The organism is Kitasatospora sp. NBC_01539 (genome assembly GCF_045040525.1).
In the GTDB taxonomy this organism is placed as follows: domain Bacteria; phylum Actinomycetota; class Actinomycetes; order Streptomycetales; family Streptomycetaceae; genus Kitasatospora.
In genome coordinates this window covers 4,272,742-4,290,913 of sequence record NZ_CP109390.1, presented here as the reverse complement: position 1 = coordinate 4,290,913, position 18,172 = coordinate 4,272,742, and the positions used below count along the sequence as shown (strand labels likewise).

At 69.2% G+C, this 18,172-nt stretch carries 22 protein-coding genes and 5 pseudogenes; 14 read left to right on the top strand and 13 right to left on the bottom strand.

The window, feature by feature from the left end; all coding sequences use genetic code 11:
- The first annotated feature begins 72 nt into the window (after positions 1-72).
- The 3 genes and pseudogenes from OG335_RS18485 to OG335_RS18475 form a co-directional block, all read left to right on the top strand.
- Positions 73-609, top strand: a complete 537-nt coding sequence (locus OG335_RS18485; protein WP_405012220.1) for an ArsR family transcriptional regulator — start codon at positions 73-75, stop codon at positions 607-609.
- On the top strand, positions 606-1,073 hold the full coding sequence (locus OG335_RS18480) for a hypothetical protein (RefSeq protein WP_405012219.1): 468 nt from the start codon (positions 606-608) through the stop codon (positions 1,071-1,073). The genes OG335_RS18485 and OG335_RS18480 overlap by 4 nt, the downstream gene beginning before the upstream one ends.
- Positions 1,074-1,137: 64 nt before the next feature.
- Positions 1,138-1,377 (top strand): annotated as a pseudogene (locus tag OG335_RS18475) (LLM class flavin-dependent oxidoreductase); the annotation flags it as partial.
- A gap of 36 nt (positions 1,378-1,413) precedes the next feature.
- Here OG335_RS18475 and OG335_RS18470 read toward each other — a convergent pair.
- Positions 1,414-1,806, bottom strand: a complete 393-nt coding sequence (locus OG335_RS18470; protein ID WP_405012218.1) for a type II toxin-antitoxin system VapC family toxin — start codon at positions 1,804-1,806, stop codon at positions 1,414-1,416.
- Positions 1,803-2,084, bottom strand: a complete 282-nt coding sequence (locus OG335_RS18465) for a hypothetical protein (protein WP_405012217.1) — start codon at positions 2,082-2,084, stop codon at positions 1,803-1,805. Before OG335_RS18465 ends, OG335_RS18470 begins: the two co-directional genes overlap by 4 nt.
- 92 nt (positions 2,085-2,176) lie before the next feature.
- Here OG335_RS18465 and OG335_RS18460 point away from each other — a divergent pair.
- A pseudogene (locus OG335_RS18460) lies at positions 2,177-2,416 on the top strand (LLM class flavin-dependent oxidoreductase); the annotation flags it as partial.
- A 49-nt stretch (positions 2,417-2,465) separates the two neighbouring features.
- Here OG335_RS18460 and OG335_RS18455 read toward each other — a convergent pair.
- The gene (locus OG335_RS18455) at positions 2,466-2,867 is read right to left on the bottom strand and encodes a DNA-binding protein (RefSeq protein WP_405012216.1); all 402 of its coding nucleotides are present in this window, start codon (positions 2,865-2,867) and stop codon (positions 2,466-2,468) included.
- Complete coding sequence (locus OG335_RS18450; protein ID WP_405012215.1) at positions 2,864-3,112, bottom strand: hypothetical protein; 249 nt, start codon at positions 3,110-3,112, stop codon at positions 2,864-2,866. The genes OG335_RS18455 and OG335_RS18450 overlap by 4 nt, the downstream gene beginning before the upstream one ends.
- A gap of 62 nt (positions 3,113-3,174) precedes the next feature.
- On the opposite strand from OG335_RS18450, the pseudogene OG335_RS18445 reads away from it, so the two are divergent.
- Positions 3,175-3,411 (top strand): annotated as a pseudogene (locus OG335_RS18445) (LLM class flavin-dependent oxidoreductase); the annotation flags it as partial.
- Between the two features lie 100 nt (positions 3,412-3,511).
- Here the strand turns inward: OG335_RS18445 and OG335_RS18440 are convergent.
- The 3 genes from OG335_RS18440 to OG335_RS18430 all read right to left on the bottom strand — a co-directional run bounded on the left by OG335_RS18440 (position 3,512) and on the right by OG335_RS18430 (position 6,453).
- The gene (locus OG335_RS18440) at positions 3,512-5,515 is read right to left on the bottom strand and encodes an N-6 DNA methylase (protein ID WP_405012214.1); all 2,004 of its coding nucleotides are present in this window, start codon (positions 5,513-5,515) and stop codon (positions 3,512-3,514) included.
- Positions 5,503-6,138 carry a restriction endonuclease subunit S gene (locus tag OG335_RS18435; RefSeq protein ID WP_405012213.1) on the bottom strand — a complete coding sequence of 212 codons (636 nt, stop codon included), beginning with the start codon at positions 6,136-6,138 and terminating at the stop codon, positions 5,503-5,505. Before OG335_RS18435 ends, OG335_RS18440 begins: the two co-directional genes overlap by 13 nt.
- Positions 6,139-6,237: 99 nt before the next feature.
- A complete protein-coding gene (locus OG335_RS18430) occupies positions 6,238-6,453 on the bottom strand; it encodes a hypothetical protein (protein ID WP_405012212.1) in 216 nt (71 codons plus the stop codon).
- Positions 6,454-6,766: 313 nt separating this feature from the next.
- On the opposite strand from OG335_RS18430, the pseudogene OG335_RS18425 reads away from it, so the two are divergent.
- A pseudogene (locus OG335_RS18425) lies at positions 6,767-6,983 on the top strand (LLM class flavin-dependent oxidoreductase); the annotation flags it as partial.
- 83 nt (positions 6,984-7,066) lie between these two features.
- Here the strand turns inward: OG335_RS18425 and OG335_RS18420 are convergent.
- Positions 7,067-7,396 (bottom strand): type II toxin-antitoxin system VapC family toxin, encoded by a 330-nt coding sequence (locus OG335_RS18420; protein ID WP_405012211.1) that lies wholly within the window; start codon positions 7,394-7,396, stop codon positions 7,067-7,069.
- A gap of 20 nt (positions 7,397-7,416) precedes the next feature.
- The gene (locus tag OG335_RS18415; RefSeq protein ID WP_405012210.1) at positions 7,417-7,698 is read right to left on the bottom strand and encodes a hypothetical protein; all 282 of its coding nucleotides are present in this window, start codon (positions 7,696-7,698) and stop codon (positions 7,417-7,419) included.
- Between the two features lie 93 nt (positions 7,699-7,791).
- Between OG335_RS18415 and OG335_RS18410 the strand changes: the two are divergent.
- Positions 7,792-8,013: pseudogene (locus OG335_RS18410) on the top strand (LLM class flavin-dependent oxidoreductase); the annotation flags it as partial.
- Between the two features lie 57 nt (positions 8,014-8,070).
- Here OG335_RS18410 and OG335_RS18405 read toward each other — a convergent pair.
- From OG335_RS18405 to OG335_RS18390, 4 genes are all read right to left on the bottom strand, one after another.
- Entirely contained in the window at positions 8,071-8,532 is a 462-nt protein-coding gene (locus OG335_RS18405; protein WP_405012209.1) for a hypothetical protein, read from the bottom strand.
- Positions 8,529-9,176, bottom strand: coding sequence for a DUF433 domain-containing protein (locus tag OG335_RS18400; protein ID WP_035847110.1), 648 nt, complete (start codon positions 9,174-9,176; stop codon positions 8,529-8,531). The genes OG335_RS18405 and OG335_RS18400 overlap by 4 nt, the downstream gene beginning before the upstream one ends.
- Before the next feature lie 76 nt (positions 9,177-9,252).
- Complete coding sequence (locus tag OG335_RS18395; RefSeq protein ID WP_405012208.1) at positions 9,253-10,530, bottom strand: hypothetical protein; 1,278 nt, start codon at positions 10,528-10,530, stop codon at positions 9,253-9,255.
- Positions 10,527-10,841: a hypothetical protein gene (locus OG335_RS18390; RefSeq protein WP_405012207.1), complete on the bottom strand. Its 315-nt coding sequence runs from the start codon at positions 10,839-10,841 to the stop codon at positions 10,527-10,529. The genes OG335_RS18395 and OG335_RS18390 overlap by 4 nt, the downstream gene beginning before the upstream one ends.
- An 80-nt stretch (positions 10,842-10,921) precedes the next feature.
- Here OG335_RS18390 and OG335_RS18385 point away from each other — a divergent pair, with 80 nt between their 5' ends.
- From OG335_RS18385 to OG335_RS18355, 7 genes are all read left to right on the top strand, one after another.
- Complete coding sequence (locus OG335_RS18385; protein ID WP_405012206.1) at positions 10,922-11,809, top strand: LLM class flavin-dependent oxidoreductase; 888 nt, start codon at positions 10,922-10,924, stop codon at positions 11,807-11,809.
- 148 nt (positions 11,810-11,957) lie between these two features.
- Positions 11,958-12,707, top strand: a complete 750-nt coding sequence (locus OG335_RS18380) for a DUF6585 family protein (protein WP_405012205.1) — start codon at positions 11,958-11,960, stop codon at positions 12,705-12,707.
- A gap of 123 nt (positions 12,708-12,830) precedes the next feature.
- Positions 12,831-14,081 (top strand): hypothetical protein, encoded by a 1,251-nt coding sequence (locus OG335_RS18375; RefSeq protein WP_405012204.1) that lies wholly within the window; start codon positions 12,831-12,833, stop codon positions 14,079-14,081.
- A 214-nt stretch (positions 14,082-14,295) separates the two neighbouring features.
- Positions 14,296-15,219, top strand: coding sequence for a hypothetical protein (locus tag OG335_RS18370; RefSeq protein WP_405012203.1), 924 nt, complete (start codon positions 14,296-14,298; stop codon positions 15,217-15,219).
- A gap of 52 nt (positions 15,220-15,271) precedes the next feature.
- A complete protein-coding gene (locus tag OG335_RS18365) occupies positions 15,272-16,153 on the top strand; it encodes a hypothetical protein (RefSeq protein ID WP_405012202.1) in 882 nt (293 codons plus the stop codon).
- Positions 16,150-17,097, top strand: a complete 948-nt coding sequence (locus tag OG335_RS18360; RefSeq protein WP_405012201.1) for a hypothetical protein — start codon at positions 16,150-16,152, stop codon at positions 17,095-17,097. The genes OG335_RS18365 and OG335_RS18360 overlap by 4 nt, the downstream gene beginning before the upstream one ends.
- Positions 17,094-18,143: a hypothetical protein gene (locus OG335_RS18355; RefSeq protein ID WP_405012200.1), complete on the top strand. Its 1,050-nt coding sequence runs from the start codon at positions 17,094-17,096 to the stop codon at positions 18,141-18,143. Before OG335_RS18360 ends, OG335_RS18355 begins: the two co-directional genes overlap by 4 nt.
- The last annotated feature ends 29 nt before the right edge of the window (positions 18,144-18,172 follow it).

Sequence of the window (18,172 nt, the reverse complement as noted above, 5' to 3'; positions counted from 1 at the left end):
ATTCTGCGCGTAATGAAGCCTTCTGCACCCTCTCTGCTCCCCCTGTTCCGGTCTCAGCTGCAGGGGGACCTGTTGGCGCTCACTCTGCTAAGCCCGGAACGCAGTTGGACACTCAGCGAACTGGCCAAGGCGCTGGACGTCTCGCACACGGCAGTGCTCAGAGAGGCGAACAGGCTGATCGGTGCTGAGATCCTCGCGGGGAAGCGGCTCGGCCGCACCCGAATCATCAGCGCTCGAACGGACACCCTGCTGTATCGACCGCTGTGCGACCTGCTGCTCGTGACATACGGGCCAGTGCCTCGACTCACGATGACCCTCTCGATTCTCGACGGAGTCGAGGAGGCATACATCTACGGCTCGTGGGCGGCCCGCTACGAGGGGGAGCCCGGTCCGATCCCAGGAGATGTCGATGTCCTGGTCGTCGGGCAGCCCGACCCGGACGAGCTTTTCGACGTCGCCGAGCAGGCGTCGCGAGAGCTGCACCGGGAGGTCAACGTCCACCGTATCTCCCCACTGGCCTGGGCCTCGGAGAGCGCCGAACCGTTCCTTACCTCGGTCCGCGAGCGACCGCTGGTCCGCCTGACGCTGCACAAGGAGAGTGGCGCATGAACCGCTGGGAACAGGGCCGTGCGACAGTTGACGACCTGATCCAACGACGTGAGGTCGAGAGGGTGCCGGCGTCTGCGGAGCATGCCCAGGCGGAGCTGGCTCAGGCACGGCAGCACCTGGCCTCCGCGAAGCTGCTCCTCGACGTCGACCCGGTCGGCGCGTACAGCCTCGCGTACGACGCCGCGCGCAAGGCGCTTGCGGCGGTCTTGATGAACCAGGGTCTCCGTGCCACGAGCAGGGGTGGCCATGTCGCCGTGTACGAGACGGTGAAGGCGCAGCTCGACCCGCCATTGGGCGGAGTCCTGCGACCGTTCAGCCGGATGAGGATCCGTCGCAACGAGAGCGAGTACCGGTCTGCCGAAGCTCCAGCAATCACGCCCGACGAGGTGAACGGCGATCTGCCGAAGGCACAGGCGATCATCGACCTTGCCGAGAAGGCGATGCCGCACATGAGCCGCTACTGATCCTCCGGTCCGGCCCGCCTCGATGACCAGGGCTCACGACGATCGCTCCCGTAGGGTCGCCCGTATGCGACTGAGCACGGTGATCCTCCCCATCCACCGGCGGAGCGAGGGCCAGAAGATCTGGCGGCGGGCCGAGGACCTCGGTTTCCACGCGGCCTACACCTACGACCACCTGTCCTGGCGGACGTTCCGGGACGCGCCGTGGTTCGGGGCGGTCCCCACGCTGACGGCGGCCGCGACGGCCACCGAGCGGATCCGGCTGGGGACGCTCGTGACGTCGGTCAATCCTCGTTCACCTATCACGCCCTGAGCTGCGAAAACGAGGCAAGCGGCGGGCGAGTCAGATCAGCTCGACTGCGACGCGCGGGTGACACAGCCGCCGCAGATCATCGAGGTCGCTCGTCACGACTGTCACGTCACCGTGTTCCAGATGGGCGGTGGCGGCAAGCATCGCGTCGATGGCGTACTTGTGCCCGTGCAGGCCTTCGGACACCAGCAACTTGCTTGCAGCACGAGCGATCTCTTCTGTGATGGGCCGCACCTTGGTCAGGGACACGGCGTGGTCGAACGCAGCCTGCGGCACCTTGGGATCGCGGGCCTCCACCAGCGTGGCCGCGCTCGTCACGACCAGGAGGTCCAGCGTGCGGGCGACGTCCAGCCACACGGTCATGTCGCGGTGCCGCCGGGAGAGCTTGGAGAGTGCCTCGCTGTCGAGAACGAGGGTGCCGCTCATGCGGCGTCCGCCGGAGCGGCGTCTCCACGGTGAGCGGCGTGGTGCGCGCGGATGCGCTCGGCCTTGGCCGACACCTCGGCCGGCTCGACCGGCCCGTGTTCGGCTTCCGCGACCGCGATGTACTCGTCGATGGCTTCGCGCTGGAGTTGTCTCTGCACGGCTTCCTCGATATAGGAGGAGACGCCCTGCTTTCCCGCGCGTGCACGGATCGCCTCCAGGGTCTCGGCGCGCAGGGAGACGCTGGTGACTCTCGTTTTGCCAGGGCGCGGAGTGTCCATAACAGAAGTGTATTACATCGTGTGTGAGCTACGAGGGTCTTTCTTGGCTCCGTTCCTGAAGAGGCGGACGGGGCTCGCGTAAGGTCGGGATCATGCGTCTGAGCACAGTGATCCTCCCCATCCACCGGTGGAGCGAGGGGCAGAAGATCTGGCGGCGGGCCGAGGACCTCGGTTTCCACGCCGCCTACACCTACGACCACCTCTCCTGGCGGAGCTTCCGCGAGGAGCCCTGGTTCGGGGCCGTTCCGGCGCTGACGGCCGCCGCGACGGCCACCGAGCGAATCCGGCTCGGGACGCTCGTCACCTCGGTCAATCCTTTTTCACCTATCACATGCTGACCTGCGGGAACGCTTGCCGAGAATGTTCGGGTCCCGCTCGGGCTCAGATGGCGATGAGCCGGACGCGGGTGCCGCAGAGCTTGGCCATGTCGTCGATGTCCGAGGTGAGCATGGCCACCGGCCCCGGCTGCCGCAGCGCCATCTCTGCCACGGTCGCGTCGATCGCGTACTTGTGGCCATGCAGGCCGGCCTCCTTCAGCACCTTGGCCGAGGCTCTGGCGGCCTGATCGGTGACCGGCTCCACCTTGACCCGGGAGAGCGTCCAGTTCAGCCGGGCCTCGTTCACGCGCGCGTGCGTGACCTCCACGATGGTGTTCGCGCCGACGACGAAGTCGGCCCCCATCGCGTGGAACACCTGAAGCATCGCCAGCACGCCGCGGTCCTGGGTGATCCACGAGGAGAGTCCTTGCGAGTCCAGCACGACCGTCTCGAAGCGCTCGGTCACGCGGCGCTCGCCGAGCCCGCCGACCCGGCGGAACCGAAGATCCTGGCGTGCGCCTCGGACAACTCCTCATCGCTGAACGGGCCCTGCTCGTCCTGGTAGCGGCGAAGGTCGTCCGCGAGCAGCTGGTGCCGAATCTGGCGGGCGACCGCCTCCGCGACATACCCGGAGACATTGTCCGTGAGCTTTCTCAGCTCGTCCACCTGTTCCGTCGGGAGAGTGACGGTGATGCGCGTGGTTGCTGCCATGAGGAGAGCATACTGCGGTATGCGCCGGAGTGGCGGGCCATTCGGGACGTAGGGTCGTTCCCATGCGACTGAGCACGGTGATCCTCCCCATCCACCGGTGGAGCGAGGGGCAGAAGATCTGGCGGCGGGCCGAGGACCTCGGCTTCCACGCGGCCTACACCTATGACCACCTGTCCTGGCGGACGTTCCGGGACGCGCCGTGGTTCGGGGCGGTCCCCACGCTGACGGCGGCCGCGACGGCCACCGAGCGGATCCGGCTGGGGACGCTCGTGACGTCGGTCAAGCCTCGTTCACCTATCGGGTTCTGACCAGGGCAGACTCCGAGGCTGGCGAGGGGATTTTTCCACCGTCAGTACGGTTCCCACTGGAATCCATGCGTTGGTATGGCGCGGGACAAGGTTAGGTGTAACCGAGCTCCCTCAGACGGAACCTGAGCCTGGCTGCTGCGGCTTCATTCTGCCTCTCCAGATCAACGAGGGAGGTCGCGTATCGATCGCCCCATGAGCGGTAGAGATCAACCAGCCCCTGTCGTTCTGCAGCCACAAGCTGTTCCACTCGTGAGCGGAGATCCTCACCGAGAACCTCAAGTACTTGTTCGCGCGCCAGAGCATCGGTGAAATCCGAAGCTCCGCCGTCTGCGACGGCCCACCGGTCGATCACGCCGAGAAATCCCCGGTGATCCAAGCTCCTCAGGTCGTCCTGCCTACCGGCCCACCAGGCAGCGAAGATACCGGTCAGCTGATACTGGTCCAAGATCTCCAATGGCAGAAGACGCTCACGGAACGAGGCCATCAGACGGGAGCGGAGCATGAAGAGTCGCCTTGTGCCCGCCAGGTCAGCGATTCGTGCTCCTGCCTCCTCCCACCACCAGTGGCAGTGACCGACAAACCGCTGCTCGCTGGGAGCCGCGAGGTCATGGATGCGCTCGGCAGCCGCCTCGTACCCGTCGGCTGGAAAGCTGAAGTAGTCGAGGTCCTTCTGCACGAAGAGGTCGGCAGGGGCGATCCCGAAAGCACTGAACCTGTGCCCTTCCTCCTCGACCTCCTGTCTGGGGACGCCACCGAACAGGGCGGCACGGACGTCTAGCATCGGCGCAGCAGGCGGAGTGGCATCGACATAGCGTCGGATGCTGAGATTGAAGTCATTGTCCGCGATCTCGTGCCGTGTGACAGCCCGCGAGAAGCCTGGGATGTCCGCCCGTTCCCGGAAGGCACCCACGATCTTCTCGACGTTTTGAGGCTCCAGCCGGTTCTGCGTCCGCCCGGTTACCACTTCGCGCTCGGCGTTGATGAACAGCACGTTGTCGCGCTCATCTGCCGGCGTTTCGCCATCGCCTCGCAGAACCAGGATGCATGCGGGGATGGATGTTCCATAGAAGACATTCGGCCCAATGCCGATCACCGCTTCAAGTCGGCCGTCATCGACGATCCCCCGGCGAATCTCTGCCTCCGCACCTCCCCGGAACAGCACACCATACGGAGTGACCACTGCCCCCATGCCGTCTGGACGCAGCACGGAAAGTACGTGTTGGACAGTCATCAAGTCGGATTTTTTGCCCTGCTCTGGCGTCCAGCCGTACTTCATTCTCTCCGGATGATGCACATCCTTTTTGATGTAGTTCATCGAGAATGGAGGGTTGGCCAGCACGCGGTCGAAGTGTCTGAGCTGCTCGTTGCCCAGAATGTGGAGCGGCTCGGCCAAGGTGTCACCGCGGAGCACCGAGGCGTCCGCGATACCGTGCAGCAGAAGATTCAGGCGGGCAGTGGACCATGTCGCCACGTTCACTTCCTGCCCGAAGAGGCTCAGGTCGGCGCTATCTCCATCGTGCTCCTCGACATACTCTTTGGCCTGGATGAGCATTCCACCCGAGCCCAAGAACGGGTCATATACAGACATGCCTTCTTTGGGGCGTGCCATTTCTACCATCAGTCGAACAACCGACCGAGGCGTGTAGAACTCCGTGCCCTTCTTTCCGGCCTGATCGGCGAACCAGCCCAGGACTTCGTCGTACGCGCGGCCGACCACATCGCTGAACTCAAGATCGTCGTCACCCAGCGGAATTCGATCGAAATGATCGATCAGCGCTTTCAGCTCCGCGCGACCCAGCCTTCTGTCAAAGTCGACGGTCTCAAACACTCCGCCGAGCGCATCTGGATTGTCCCGCTCCAGCTCCCAGAGTGCTTCGTTGAGTGCATGTCCTGGTGCCTTGGTTCCATAATGGATGATGTGCTGCCAACACGCCCGGTCGGATACATGGAGGATACCGGGCTGGTCCGAAACGCGCTTGAGGAGCAGAATTCCGGAGACAATGTCGACGTACTCCGACACGTCCACTCTACGGCGCAGGATGTCGGCTGCCCCGATAAGTTCCTGTGTCAGTCGAGTGACAGTCATGAGCGCCATGTGTCCCCAGTCCCCTGGATCAGTTCTCCGAAGATGGCCGGCCGTAGTGCATCCAGCTGGTCGGCCATCTGCCGCTGGATTTTGATCTGGGCGTCGATATCCCTGAGAACTTCGGCGACCGCGTACTGGCGGTCCAGTGATGGCACAGCGACCAAAAATTCCCTCAGGATCGCCGAGTTGAGCGAGGGTACCGTACCTGGCAGGGCCTGGCTCAGCATGAGTCGTTGCACCGGCGGGTGTGACAGATACGCCACCAGATATGCAGGCGCAATGCGATCACGCATGGGCCTGATGCGCAGGCAGGACGATCCATAGAGCCATCCGGCATGCGCCTTCTCGATGAGCGCTAGGCGCCCGAGGGTCCCTTGGCGAACAATCAGGACATCGCCTTCCCGCAGAGCGAACCGGGCAAGCCTGTGCGCTTCGCTCTGCGGCACCCGCCGCAGCCGGCGGGTGTCCACCGTGTGGTCATCGGCCAGGTCCGGTGGTGAGAGCACCGGCACCCCGTTGGGCCCGTCGTTGAGGCTGTCCAGCAGCGACCCGGAGGGGCCGGCTGTCATCTCGCAGAGACTCCCGAGCGGAATCTGTTCAGCGTGAGCCTGGGATGTGTTATCTACTCGCACAACTCCTCCACCCTTCGCCTCGGCATACCAAGCCTCGCTCTGCTGTGAGTGGGGGGAGCTGTTCGCGTCTAGCTCCCCCCACCTACCATCCCCTGCCGGTCAGGCAGTACGCAGCCAGGCCCGCATCGCGGTCCGCACCAGCTCTTCCGCCGCGACGGTCAGCAGGGCGGTGGCGACGGCAACCAGTGCGGCCGTGCCATGTCCCGTGAACGACGCGCACGCCACCGCCAGCACGATGATCCCAAGGAGAACGAGCACGGTCCTCCTGGCCCGGGGCGGCAGCGACCATGCATGATGGACGTTGATGATCCTCATCGGGTTGTCCTTCCTGTCCCGCGCACTGCGTGGGAACGGTATAGCCGCACCGCCCTGTCGGGCCTGCAAACCATGCGGGGTGGTGCGGCGGTTATTGGTCAGGCGGTCTTGCCTGCGGTACCGGACCGAAGCGACACACCTCTTCAACCCCGCCACCACGCACACAGCCCGAGCACGCCCGAACTTCGATACTCGAATAGTACACATCGAAGGTTCGCGAAGCTAGCTTCGCAATGAGTGTCGCCGCTGAGTAGGCGACACCTGGCGCCTGGGGCGCCGACGTGGCGGTGGAGGGAGCTGGGATCGACGGCATGTGACTGAGCACGGTGGGGTCCTCCCCATCCACCGGTGGGGCGAGGGGCAGAAGTTCCGACGGCGGGCCGATGACCTCGGCTTTCATGCGGTCTGTACCTACGACAACCTGTCCTGGCGGAGCTGCCGGGGCGAGCCCTGACTCGGGGGCGGTCCCCGCGTCGACCGCTGCCGCGACGGCGACCGAGCGGATCCGGCTCGGCACCCTCGTCACCTCGGTCAAGCCTTGTTCAGCCATCACGGCCCGACCTGCGGCAACGTGGTACAGGGCCGAGAGGGACGCGAGGACGCGGGGGACGCGTCAGATCGGCTCGACCGCGATGCGCGGCCGGCACAGTCGGCGCCGGTCGTCGACATCGCTGGTCACGACGGTCACGTCGCCATGTTCCAGGTGGGCGGTGGCGGCGAGCATGGCGTCGACGGCGTACTTGCGGCCGTGAAGTACCTCGGCTGCGAACAACTTGCTCGCAGTGCGTGCGACCTCTTCTGTGATGGGCCGCACCTTGACCAGGGAGACAGCGTGGTGGAACGCCGCTTGTGGCACTTTGGGATCGCGCGCCTCCACCAGCGTGGCCGCGCTCGTCACGATCAGGAGGTCCAGCGTACGGGCGACATCCAGCCACACGGTCATATCGCGATGCCGTGTGCCGCTCACGCGGCGTCGGCCGCAGGCACATCTCCGCGGAGAGCGGTGTGGTGCGCACGGATGCGCTCGGCCCTGACTGCCACTTCGGCCTGATCAACGGGGCTGTGCTCGGCTTCGGCCGCAGCGATGTACTCGTCGACGGCTTCGCGCTGGAGCTGCCTCTGCGCGGCCTCTTCGATGTACGACGAGACCCCCTGCTTGCCAGCGCGGGCGCGGATCGCCTCCAGAGTCTCGGTACGCAGGGAGACGTTGGTGACACGGGTCTTGCCGGGGCGGGGAGCGTCCATGTCACATGTGTAGTACACCCTGTGTGAACAGTAGTGGCCGTCTCCCGCCGCCGTTCCTGGAGCAGCGGGCATCCCTCCCGTAGGGTCGGAGCCATGCGTCTGAGCACGGTGATCCTCCCCATCCACCGGTGGAGCGAGGGGCAGAAGATCTGGCGGCGGGCCGAGGACCTCGGCTTCCACGCGGCCTACACCTACGACCACCTGTCCTGGCGGACGTTCCGGGACGCGCCGTGGTTCGGGGCGGTCCCCACGCTGACGGCGGCCGCGACGGCCACCGAGCGGATCCGGCTGGGGACGCTCGTGACGTCGGTCAATCCTTTTTGACCCATCACGTTCTGACCTGCGATGTTCCGCCGGTTCACCCTGATGCCACTACCCCTGTGAGTCGGTGGGCCAGAACTTGGGCGGGGCGCTGGCAGGATCGACGATCCGCAAGCGGCTCTGCTGGGACGGGTCGACCGCATTCAGCGAGATCAGGCGCTGGCTGTCCGCCTGGCCGAGTTCGGCCAAGGCATGGGGCAGGCCGGCGCACACAGTGGCGGTAGCTGCACCGAGACCCACCAACCCGCCGTGCTTGTGATTCTGGCGGTACTCGATGCGATGCAGGCTCGACTCTGCGATGGCGACTACTTCGAGCGGGCGGCTCAGTTGCTTCGTGTCATTCGTGACAACGATCTGAAAGCCGTCCGCTGCCGCACGCGCATAGAGGTCGACGTCCCTGGTTCCCGCCCAGCCGCTGAGTTCGGCTACGTGCTCGACGACGTGGTGCTTCAGAAGGAGCCGCACGATCCGCGCCATGGGAAGCGGCACATTCTCGTCGAGCAGCAGCTTCAAGACGCCGCCTGCCGGATTTCCGCATCCTCGTAACTGTCGACATAGTCGGCGAAGTCCGCAGCGTCGCGTGCTGCCTCTGCTGTGACGCCCGGGTAGTAGTCGCCGATCTGCTCAGGTGGCACGCCGTCCCGTAGGAGAGCGGCGACCTCTGTCGCCGGGATGCGTGTCCCTTCGACGACGGGCTCGCCGCCTCGCACGGCAGGGTCGATAGACACGTGCGGCCGGGGTTCAAGGAGGTCCGGGATGCGTCGACCCCCACGATAGAAGGGTGCGAGCACGTCCACCATGTCGTGGATGACGACATTGCCCTTGCTCCGCACGAGGTCCACTGCGTGGTCGGGGTCTGCCAGGTAGATCGTGTCACCGCCCGCGACCAGCCGGTAGGCCGAGAGGTGTTCCCGTTCGTCGAGGCCCTCGCGTAGCGTGCTCAGTGCCCGCCTGATCTTCTGGAGAGACGCCTCCTCGCGAAGACGGACACAGGCTCGGAGAGCGACCACGTCGCGAAAGGAGTAGAGGATCGGACGGGACGCCGAGATCTCCGGCACCAGGACAGCGCCGCGCTCGCCGGTGGCCCGCCGCCAGTGCGACAGCTGCCGCAGAGTTGCACCGGACAACGCGGCAGCCAGTTTGGGCTCGTACGACATGCGGCACCTCCTCGGCTCCAGACGACGATCCGACGCTACTTCATCGTCCCGTACGGGCATCAGGCTCGCCAGCATTTCACCCGGATGAGGCCGCCGAGACGCGCCGCGCCCTCGTGAGCTTTCGCCGTCGGTTGCCGGCCGTGAGCTCGCTCAGTCGCTCGCCGATCACGGATACGCCCGGTCGGGGCTCCTGCGCGTAGTACCAGGGCTTGCGCCGGCGCAGCAGTTCCTCACCGTGCTCGGCCCAGGTGAATCCGGGCTTCCGCAGCAGCTTCCGGAACACCGCGTCGACCGTCTCCGGGTAGGCGGCGGCCAGGCGGCGGATCGGCAGCGGCGCGATCGACTCCTCGCGCAGGTATGCGCGCAGCGCGTCCTGGTAATGCCTGCGGCCGGCGAGGGTCGGGTCTGCGAAGAGATCCCGCAGCATCCCGTAGTCAGCGTAGAAGTTGAGTCCGTCGACCTCGTCGTAGATGACGCCGATGGTGTCCGAGTCCGCGAGGGCCTGCGGCAGTTCGAAGGCCGGGAAGGCCAGGCCGGGCAGCTGCCTGCCCCGGGCCCGGTCGGGCCGCTCGGCGGCGGTGGCCTCCTGCCGGTGCCGGTAGTAGGCGTTGAGCCGGTCCTCGGCTTCGGCAGGGTGGAGGACCAGTTCGTCGCTGCCGCAAAACTGGATGAACGCGGCCCGGTCCTCCCGCATCGACTCCCATCCCTGCACGATCTTCTCGGGGTTGCGGAAGACCAGTTCAGGGTGGCTGGTGGCCAGCTGGAGTGCTGCCCGGGCGATCTCGCCGGCGCTGGATTTCGGGTAGGACGACATCGCACCTGAGATCAGCCACGCCCCCTCGGCCGAGTGGACGGGCACCAGGCAGGCGAGGAGAAATCCTCCGGCGGACACTCCGCGAAAGGCCGCCCGCCCGACGTTCGAGTACGTTCGGTACTCCAGGTCGTCGACCAGGTTCAGCAGGACGACGGCGTCCCCGTCCTTGCGCTGGATCTCGAAGATGCCTTCGATGGGGGCACGCCAGCCGAGCAGCATCGCCCGATCGGCTTCGGTCAGGTCCCGCCGCCCGGCGACGAACCGGTCCACCACGGTCGAACCGTCCGGCAAGCGGTACCGCAGGATGAAATGGTCGGTGATCCGGATTGCCTCACCCTCATCCAGCAGCCGCTCAGGGCCCGCGCCCTCCAGCAGGAGGGGAGTCAACCACCGGTCGAAGCGCGCGCTCCGCGCGAAGGCGACGAGTTCGCCCTTCAGCTCGGAACATCGCTCGATCAGGCCTCGCAACGACGCCTCGTCCTCGCTCCGTACAGCAGCAGTCATGCGAGCCCTCTCGGTCTTGAAGGTGCCGACGCTCACTGCGCCCAGTAGTAGCGATATGCCTCGACCCACTCCGCTCCGGCCGGAGCCGGGTCCGGCAGTGGAAGGTCCAGCAGCCCGATCGTCTGCCGGAATCCGTCACGGGTGCACAGGGCGACGATCCTTCCGTCCCGCGACAGGTCGACGCCGCCCACGGTCACCTCGACGCCCAGCACCAAAGTGCCGAACGGCACCGCCAGGTTCTCCTCGACGGCGGTGAACAGAGCCGACACCTGCTCGTGCTCGTCGTAGGTGTCGACCGTCGCCACATCGACCAACGCGGCCAGTTCTCGCCTGCTCAACGTGCCCATGGCGCCACGCTAGCCGACCTGCCCGTGCCGTCTCACGGGCGGTTCGAAGCACCGCCGATTTGCGCGCGTATCGTCGCTGCATGCGCTTGAGTACCGTTATCCTCCCCATCCACCGGTGGAGCGAGGGGCAGAAAGTCTGGCGGCGGGCCGAGGACCTCGGCTTCCACGCCGCCTACACCTACGACCACCTCTCCTGGCGGAGCTTCCGCGAGGAGCCCTGGTTCGGGGCCGTTCCCACGCTGACGGCCGCCGCGACCGCCACCGAGCGGATCCGCCTCGGCACTCTCGTCACCTCGCCGAACTTCCGTCATCCCGTGACGCTCGCGAAGGAGCTCATCACGGTCGACGACGTCTCCGGCGGGCGGCTGACGGTCGGGATCGGCGCGGGCGGGGTCGGGTTCGACGCGACGGCGATGGGCCAGGACGCGTGGTCGCCGAAGGAGCGGGCCGACCGGTTCGGGGAGTTCCTGCCGCTGCTGGACAAGCTGCTGACGCAGGACTCCACCACCGAGCAGGGTGAGCACTACGCGGCGGTCGAGGCGCGGAACGTCCCCGGGTGCGTGCAGCGGCCGCGGGTGCCGTTCTACGTGGCGGCGACCGGGCCGCGCGGGCTGCGGCTGGCGGCCGAGCACGGGCAGGGCTGGGTGACGTACGGCGACCCGCGGGGTCCGGCGGACGTGCCCGTGGAGCAGGCGCCGGCCGTGATCGCGGCGCAGATGGCCAAGCTCACCGCGGCCTGCGAGGCGCAGGGCCGGGACGTGGCCGAGCTGGAGAAGGTGTTGCTGCAGGGTTCGACCGCGGAGCGGCCGCTCTCCTCGCTCGACGCGTTCGTCGACTGGGCCGGGCGGTACCGGGACCTCGGGATCACCGAGGTGGTGATCCACTGGCCCGTGCCGGACTCGGTCTTCGAGAACGACCTCGCCGTCTTCGAGCGGATCGCGACGGAGGGCCTGGCCCAGCTGGGCTGAGCGGCGGCGGGCGGGTGCCGGGTGCCGGGTGCGGGGTGCCGGGTGCCGGTGGTGACCGGTCGGCGTCGGGGCGATCGGCCTGTCATATGATCCGGCAGCCGATCGACCGCCCGCCGGGGGTTCCGGGCCCTGCCGAAAGAGACGAACCATGGCTGCACCTGCCGTTTCCCCTGTCGCCCCGCCCGTTCCGGAGGCCGTCGCGGCCGCCGCAGCGGCCGCACGGCTCGGGGAGCACCGGGAGACGTTCCTGCCCAAGCGGCACGGCGTGGCGCGGATGGCCGGGCTGGTGCTGTTCACCCTGCTCGGCCTGGCGTGCTTCGTCCTCCCCGGCCTGGTCTTCGTCCGGATCCTCCTGCAGACCCCCAACGTCTCGCGCAAGCAGGCGGCCAAGCGACTGCACTACTTCGAGCACGGCATGGTCGTGGCCGACCACACCGGGCCGGTCGGCGTGTTCCGCTGGGACTCGATGGCCGTGCTGCAGGAGATCACCCAGCGCTACGCCAACGGCATCTACGTCGGCACGACGTACGTCTACACGCTCTACAAGCAGGACGGCACCCCCCTCAAGCTGACCGGCTTCTACGCCGAGCCGGAGCGCTGGGGATCGATCCTGCAGCAGGAGATCACGGCGTGGCAGCTGACCGGCGTCGTCGCCGCGCTGCAGCGCGGCGAGACCGTGCGGTTCGGCGACCTCGCGGTCACCGGGGGCGGGATCGCCACCAAGAAGCGCGGCGCGGTCGCGTGGAACGAGATCCAGAGCGTCGAGATCAAGAACGGCACCGTCTTCGTCGGCCGGGCCGGCAAGCTCATGGCCTGGTCGAACACCCCGGTCGCGAAGATCCCCAACTTCTTCCTCTTCCTCGCCACCGTCGACCACATCCGCAGCACACCCCGCTGAGTCACGGACGGCCGGACTCCGATCGCCCACCACCTACCCCCCGGCCACCACCGTCCGCGGCACCCCCTACGCTTCGGTCTTCGCGTCGCGGGTGCCGCGGCGGTCGATGGGGAGGGGCAGCACATGAGCAGCAGCGGAGGCGGGCCGATGCCCGGGTACGGGCCGGGGGCGGGTCCGGTGCCGCCGTGGGCGTACGTGCCGCAGGTGCCCAAGCCCGGGGTGGTGCCCCTGGCGCCGCTGACCGTCGGCAACATCGTCTCCGGGGTGTTCACCGCCCTGCAGCGCTACACCGCCGCGCTGTTCGTGCCGCTGGCGTGGGTGGCCCTGGGATCCGCGGCTGCCCTCAGCGTGTACGCCGCCGTGGCCGTCTCCCTGCTGCACGACGTGGCCGACGACATCGACGCCGGTAGCGGGCTCACCGACGAGCACCGGGTCCTGCTGACCGGTGCGGCGGTCGGCGGAGCCCTGCTGCTGATCGTCGCCCTGACGGCGGCCCACGTGGTCGCCACCGCCACCTCCACCGCGGTGCTGCGTCACGCCGTGATCGGCCGGAAGGCCTCGGCACGGCAGATCTGGGCGGAGTCGCGCCCGGTCATCGGACGGATCGTCGCGTCCGTCTTCCTGGTGAGCGCGATCGTGGCCGGCATCATGCTGGTCTCCGCCCTCCCGGCGCTGCTGCTCGGCATCGCCACCGGCGGCACCCCGCTGACCGTGATCGCGATGCTCCTGATGGTGCCCGGCTGGCTGTTCGCGACGTACGTCCAGGTGCGGCTGGTGCTGGAGGTGCCGGTCGTCGTCCTGGAGGACATGTCGGCGACCGCGGCGCTCCGGCGGGCATGGCGGCTCAACGAGGGCGCCTGGTGGCGGAGCCTCGGTATCCCGTACCTCGTCAATCTGATCGGCTCGGCCGTCGCCCAGTTCGCACTGGTGCCCTTCGTCGTCGTGGGCGTGATCGTGCTGATCTCCTCGTCGCACACGCCCGACACGTACGGGGCGGAGAGCGTCCCGAGCGTGGCCGGGATCGCGGGCTTCGCCGTCTGCATGGCCGTCGGCTCGCTCGTGACGATGATGGTCACGGCGCCGCTGACCCCGCTCACCAACGGCCTGCTGTACATCGACCGCCGTATCCGCCGGGAGAGCCTCGACGTCGCGCTGGCCGCCGCGGCCGGCATCGCGCCGTGGCCGCCCACGGCCGGCCCGCCCGCCGCTGCCGCCACCCCGCCCGCGGACGCTCCGGTGCCCGCGCCGTCGGTCCCCGCGCAGCCGTCCGCCGCACCGTCACCGGACGTGACGTCAGACGCGCCCGCCGATGCCGCGTCGGACCGTCCTGCGGACGCCGATCCCGCGCCCGGCGCCGGACCCGCCGCGGGCTGAGACCGCGGCTGCCCGCGGCGCCGTTGCGGTTCGATCACGACGTGTCCGACTTGGGCGGGCGTCGTGTGGATTGTCCTGAACAACTGTGTTGATGGCCGGAACTGATCGCTCTCATAATTCTCGTACGTGCGATCAGACCTGGATCGACGGCGAGCGGGGGTGACCCGTCCCGGTCCGCACGGACGACATCCGTTCGCCTTCCAGGGGGAGTCACTTGTCCGCGCCCGAGAACGCGCCGCCCGAGTCCGCCGAGGTCGCAGTGCCTGCCGAGCCGTCGGCCGTCGACACCGCCCTCGCGGCGGCGGCCGACCGGCCCGGGACCGCCCCGGACGCGGACGCCGCCCCGGCACCCGTCGCGGCACCCGCCCCGGCACCCGTCGCTGGGCTCCGCGGTCTGCCGCGGGCGCTGCGGGTCACCCTCGTGGCGGTCGGGCTGCTCGCCGTGACCGCGACCAGCGCCACCGTCACCGTGGCGGTCGGCCGGCCGGACGGCACGCCGCAGGCCGCCGCCCCGGCCGTCGCGGGCAGCGCCTCGCCCCTGTCCTCGGCCTCCGCCCCGCCGTCCGCGGCGCCCTCGTCGGCCGCCCCCGTGCCCACGCCGACGCCCACGCCGGCCAGCACCGTGCACGGCACCGTCCACGGCTCCACGCACGGCGGCGACATCCGTTTCTTCCTGCTCCCGATGCCCGGGGGCGCCGAGCCGTACGGCTCCGCCGACGGCACCAAGCTGAGCACCGGCGACGTGGCGGACGAGTTCGGCAACTCCGACGAGATGCCGGAGATCCTCCGCTCGTACGGCTACAAGAACGACGCCGCCGAGCGCCGCTACCGCACCGCCGACGGCAGCCAGGAGGTGCACGTGCGCCTGCTGCGCTTCTCCAGCCGCTCGAACGCGCAGGAGTTCGCATCCGGCATGACCTTCGGGTCGGGCGAATCCTTCCGCATCGCCGGGGACGGCAACGCCCGGGGCATCATGCTCAAGCCCGAGCAGGAGGCCTGGACCGGCGAGATGACCGGCGTCTCCTTCTCCGGCGACATCGAGTACGAGGTCACCGTGCTGGTCAAGGGCACCCCCGACAAGGCGCTGCTGGTCGACGCCATGAAGCGCCAGCGCGAACGGCTGGCCTCCGGTGGCTGAGCCCACGCCGGACCACGAGCCGGCCCCTTCCCTCCCCGACCTGGAGCACCCCGTGACCGCCGTTCCCGAGGAGCCCTCGGCGCCCGTCGAGGCCGCGCCGCCGACGCTGCCCTCCGTGCCACCGGCGCCGTCGGACCCGCCCGCCGCGCCGCCCGTCGGCGACGCGAACGGCACCGGCAGCACTGACGACACCGGCAGCACCGAGCAGGTGCCCGAGGACTCCGTGCAGGCCCCGGCCGTCCGGAAGCCGCGGACGGCGCGGTTGCTCGTCGCCGCCCTGCTGCTGGGGCCGCTGCTGGGCGGCGGCATCGGGTACGCCGTCCAGGCCGCCCGTCCCGCGACCCCGCTGCCGCCGCTCGGCGTCGGCCCGCTGCACTACCCGGCCGAACCGCTCGACGCGGCGGCCGGCGCCGCCGCGCAGGGGAAGCCGATCAACATCGACGGCGACCTGCGCAAGCTGCTGGTCGACCGGCCGGCCGACGCGAAGGCGCTCGACCTCGACGGCGGCACCGGGTGGCTGACCGCGGGCGAGCGAGCGGCGCTGTTCGGCGACTCCGAGAAGGAGTTCAAGAACCTGCTGCGGAACCACTTCCGGCGTGACGCGGTGCTGGACTACCAGCGCGGCGACCTCGAATACCGCATCGAACTGATGCAGTTCGGTGAGGACGACAGCAGCTCGGCCTCCGTCGAATGGTCGCTCGACGCCCGCTCCGACAACGACGCGGGCGGGACGATCGACGGCACGTCACGCGGGGTCTACGTGACGTACAAGCAGCCGCAGCACTACAACGAGAGCACCCAGCAGTACTACTCCGCAAGGGCCAGCGCCATCCGCGGCAACGTCCTCATGCAGATCAAGATCTTCTCGCCGAAGCCGTTCGATGCCAACGAGATCAAGGACCTGTCGAAGCGTCAGTGGGAGCGTCTGAAGTGAGCGACAGCATGATGAAGAAGGCCGAGCCCGGCATGCCGCCCGCTCCTGAGGCGGCGCCCGAGCCCTCCGCCGGTCTCCCCGTCGACCTTCCCGCCGGCTCCGAGCCCGTCGCCCCCGAGCTCACTGCTGCCGCGGAGCTCCCCGCCGGCCCCGACACCGCCCCCGTCGTCGACGGCCCCGTCGTGCCGCGCGCCGCCCGGCCCGGCCCGGCCGCGCGGGCCGCCGCCGCGGTGGTGGCCGCGGCGCTGCTGGGCGTGGGCATCGGGTTCGGCGTCCTCCAGGTGCGCTACGACGACGAGCCCGTGGCCGCGGCCGCTCCCGCCGCGCCGTCCGCCGGTGCGACCGGTGCGACCGGTGCCGGCCCGTCGTACGGCGCGAAGGCGAACGGCACCCACTTCGGGTCGATGCGCGACCTGCTGGTGCCGCTGCCGGCCGGTTACCGGCCCGGCCCGGACTCCGGTGCGTACGGCAACGACACCGAACTGTCGGAGGCCCAGCGCAAGGCGTGGGTCGAGGACGAGGTGCGGGGCCTGCCCTCGAAGCTCCAGGACGCGCTCCGCAAGGACTGGCAGCAGTACCCGCTCAAGGGCGGCGGTGTCCGCAGCTTCACCGCGAACGACTCCGACGCCGTGACGGCGACCGTCTGGCTGCTGCAGTACCACCAGGAGGCGGTGAAGGCCGACGACGCGTGGGTGTCGGCGCTGGGTTCGGACACCGGGCTCTTCCGGCTCGGTCCGCAGGTGCCCGGCCACTCCGAGGCGCACTGCTACCTGCCGGCGCTCGACCCCGGTGCCGAGATCGACAGCATGCACTGCTCCGCCGCCGTCGGCGATCTGCGGGTGGTCTTCAACAGCGAGGGTGTCGTGCCGCTGCCCAAGGACCGCCTCGTCACCCTGTTCGCCCAGCAGCTCGACCGGCTGGCCCTTCCCGGAGCGTCCGCATGACCGACACCACTGGCACCACAGACACCACCGGCACCACCGATTCCACGGCCGCTCCCGCCGCTCCCGCGGTTGCCCCGGCTCCCCCCGCGGCCCCGCCCGTACCGGTGCTGCCGGGCGGACCCGCCGGCGCGGCGTTCCCCGACGTCTGGGCCGTTCCGCCGGAGCTGGTGGAGGCGTCCGCCGGCCGCGGCGATCGCCTCGCGCTGCTGCGCCGGCCGGCCGTGCTGCGCCGCGGCGCGGCGGCGCTCGTCCTGCTGCTGGCGGCCGCGGGAACGGCGCTGGCCGTGACCGCGCCGGACCGCACCGACATCCCGGGGCTGGCCACGCCGGCCGACGGCCGGTACGTGTTCCCGCCGCTGTCGCTGCCCGCCCTGCCGTCCGGCCGTCCGGACCCCGGGCAGGCGGCCTCCTCCGGGCGGCACTACGCCGACCTGCGCGGCCTGCTGCTGCCGGCGCCCGCGGGGGCCTCGGTGGAGCTGACGGCCGGTGCCTCGGCCGCCCCGTCGGCCGTCCCGTCGGCCGCCGCTTCGGCGGCGCCCGCGGCGTCCGCGTCCGCCGCGGCGGGCGGCTCGGCCGTCCCTTCGGCGGCCGCCGCACCGTACGCCGCCGTGCCGTGGGTGCCGTGCACCGACTACTCGGTGGGCAACGGCATCCGTGACAAGCTCGACGCCACGCTGGCGGAGTACGCCTGCCGGGCCGCCACCCGCCGGACGTGGACGGCTGCCGACGGCACCCGCACCGACATCTGGCTGTTCCGGTTCGGTTCGCGGAGCGAGGCGTCCGGCCTGTTCGGCCAGCTCAACTTCTCGGCGCCGAGGGACGTGCCGGCGCTGCGCTACAGCGACATCGACGTCGACGCGTCGCTGAACTCCGGGGTGCTGATCGCGCGGGCCTCGGACACGAAGGCGGGCGGCGAGCCGGTCGCCCGGGCGTCGTACCTGCAGTACGGGGACGTGATCGCCTCCGTCGTGATGACCAACGCGCACGGGGTGCCCGTGCAGGCCTACCGGCAGGTCACCCTGTTGCAGGCCCAGCTGCTCGGCTGACGGACCGGCGGCGGAGGGCGCACCCCCTA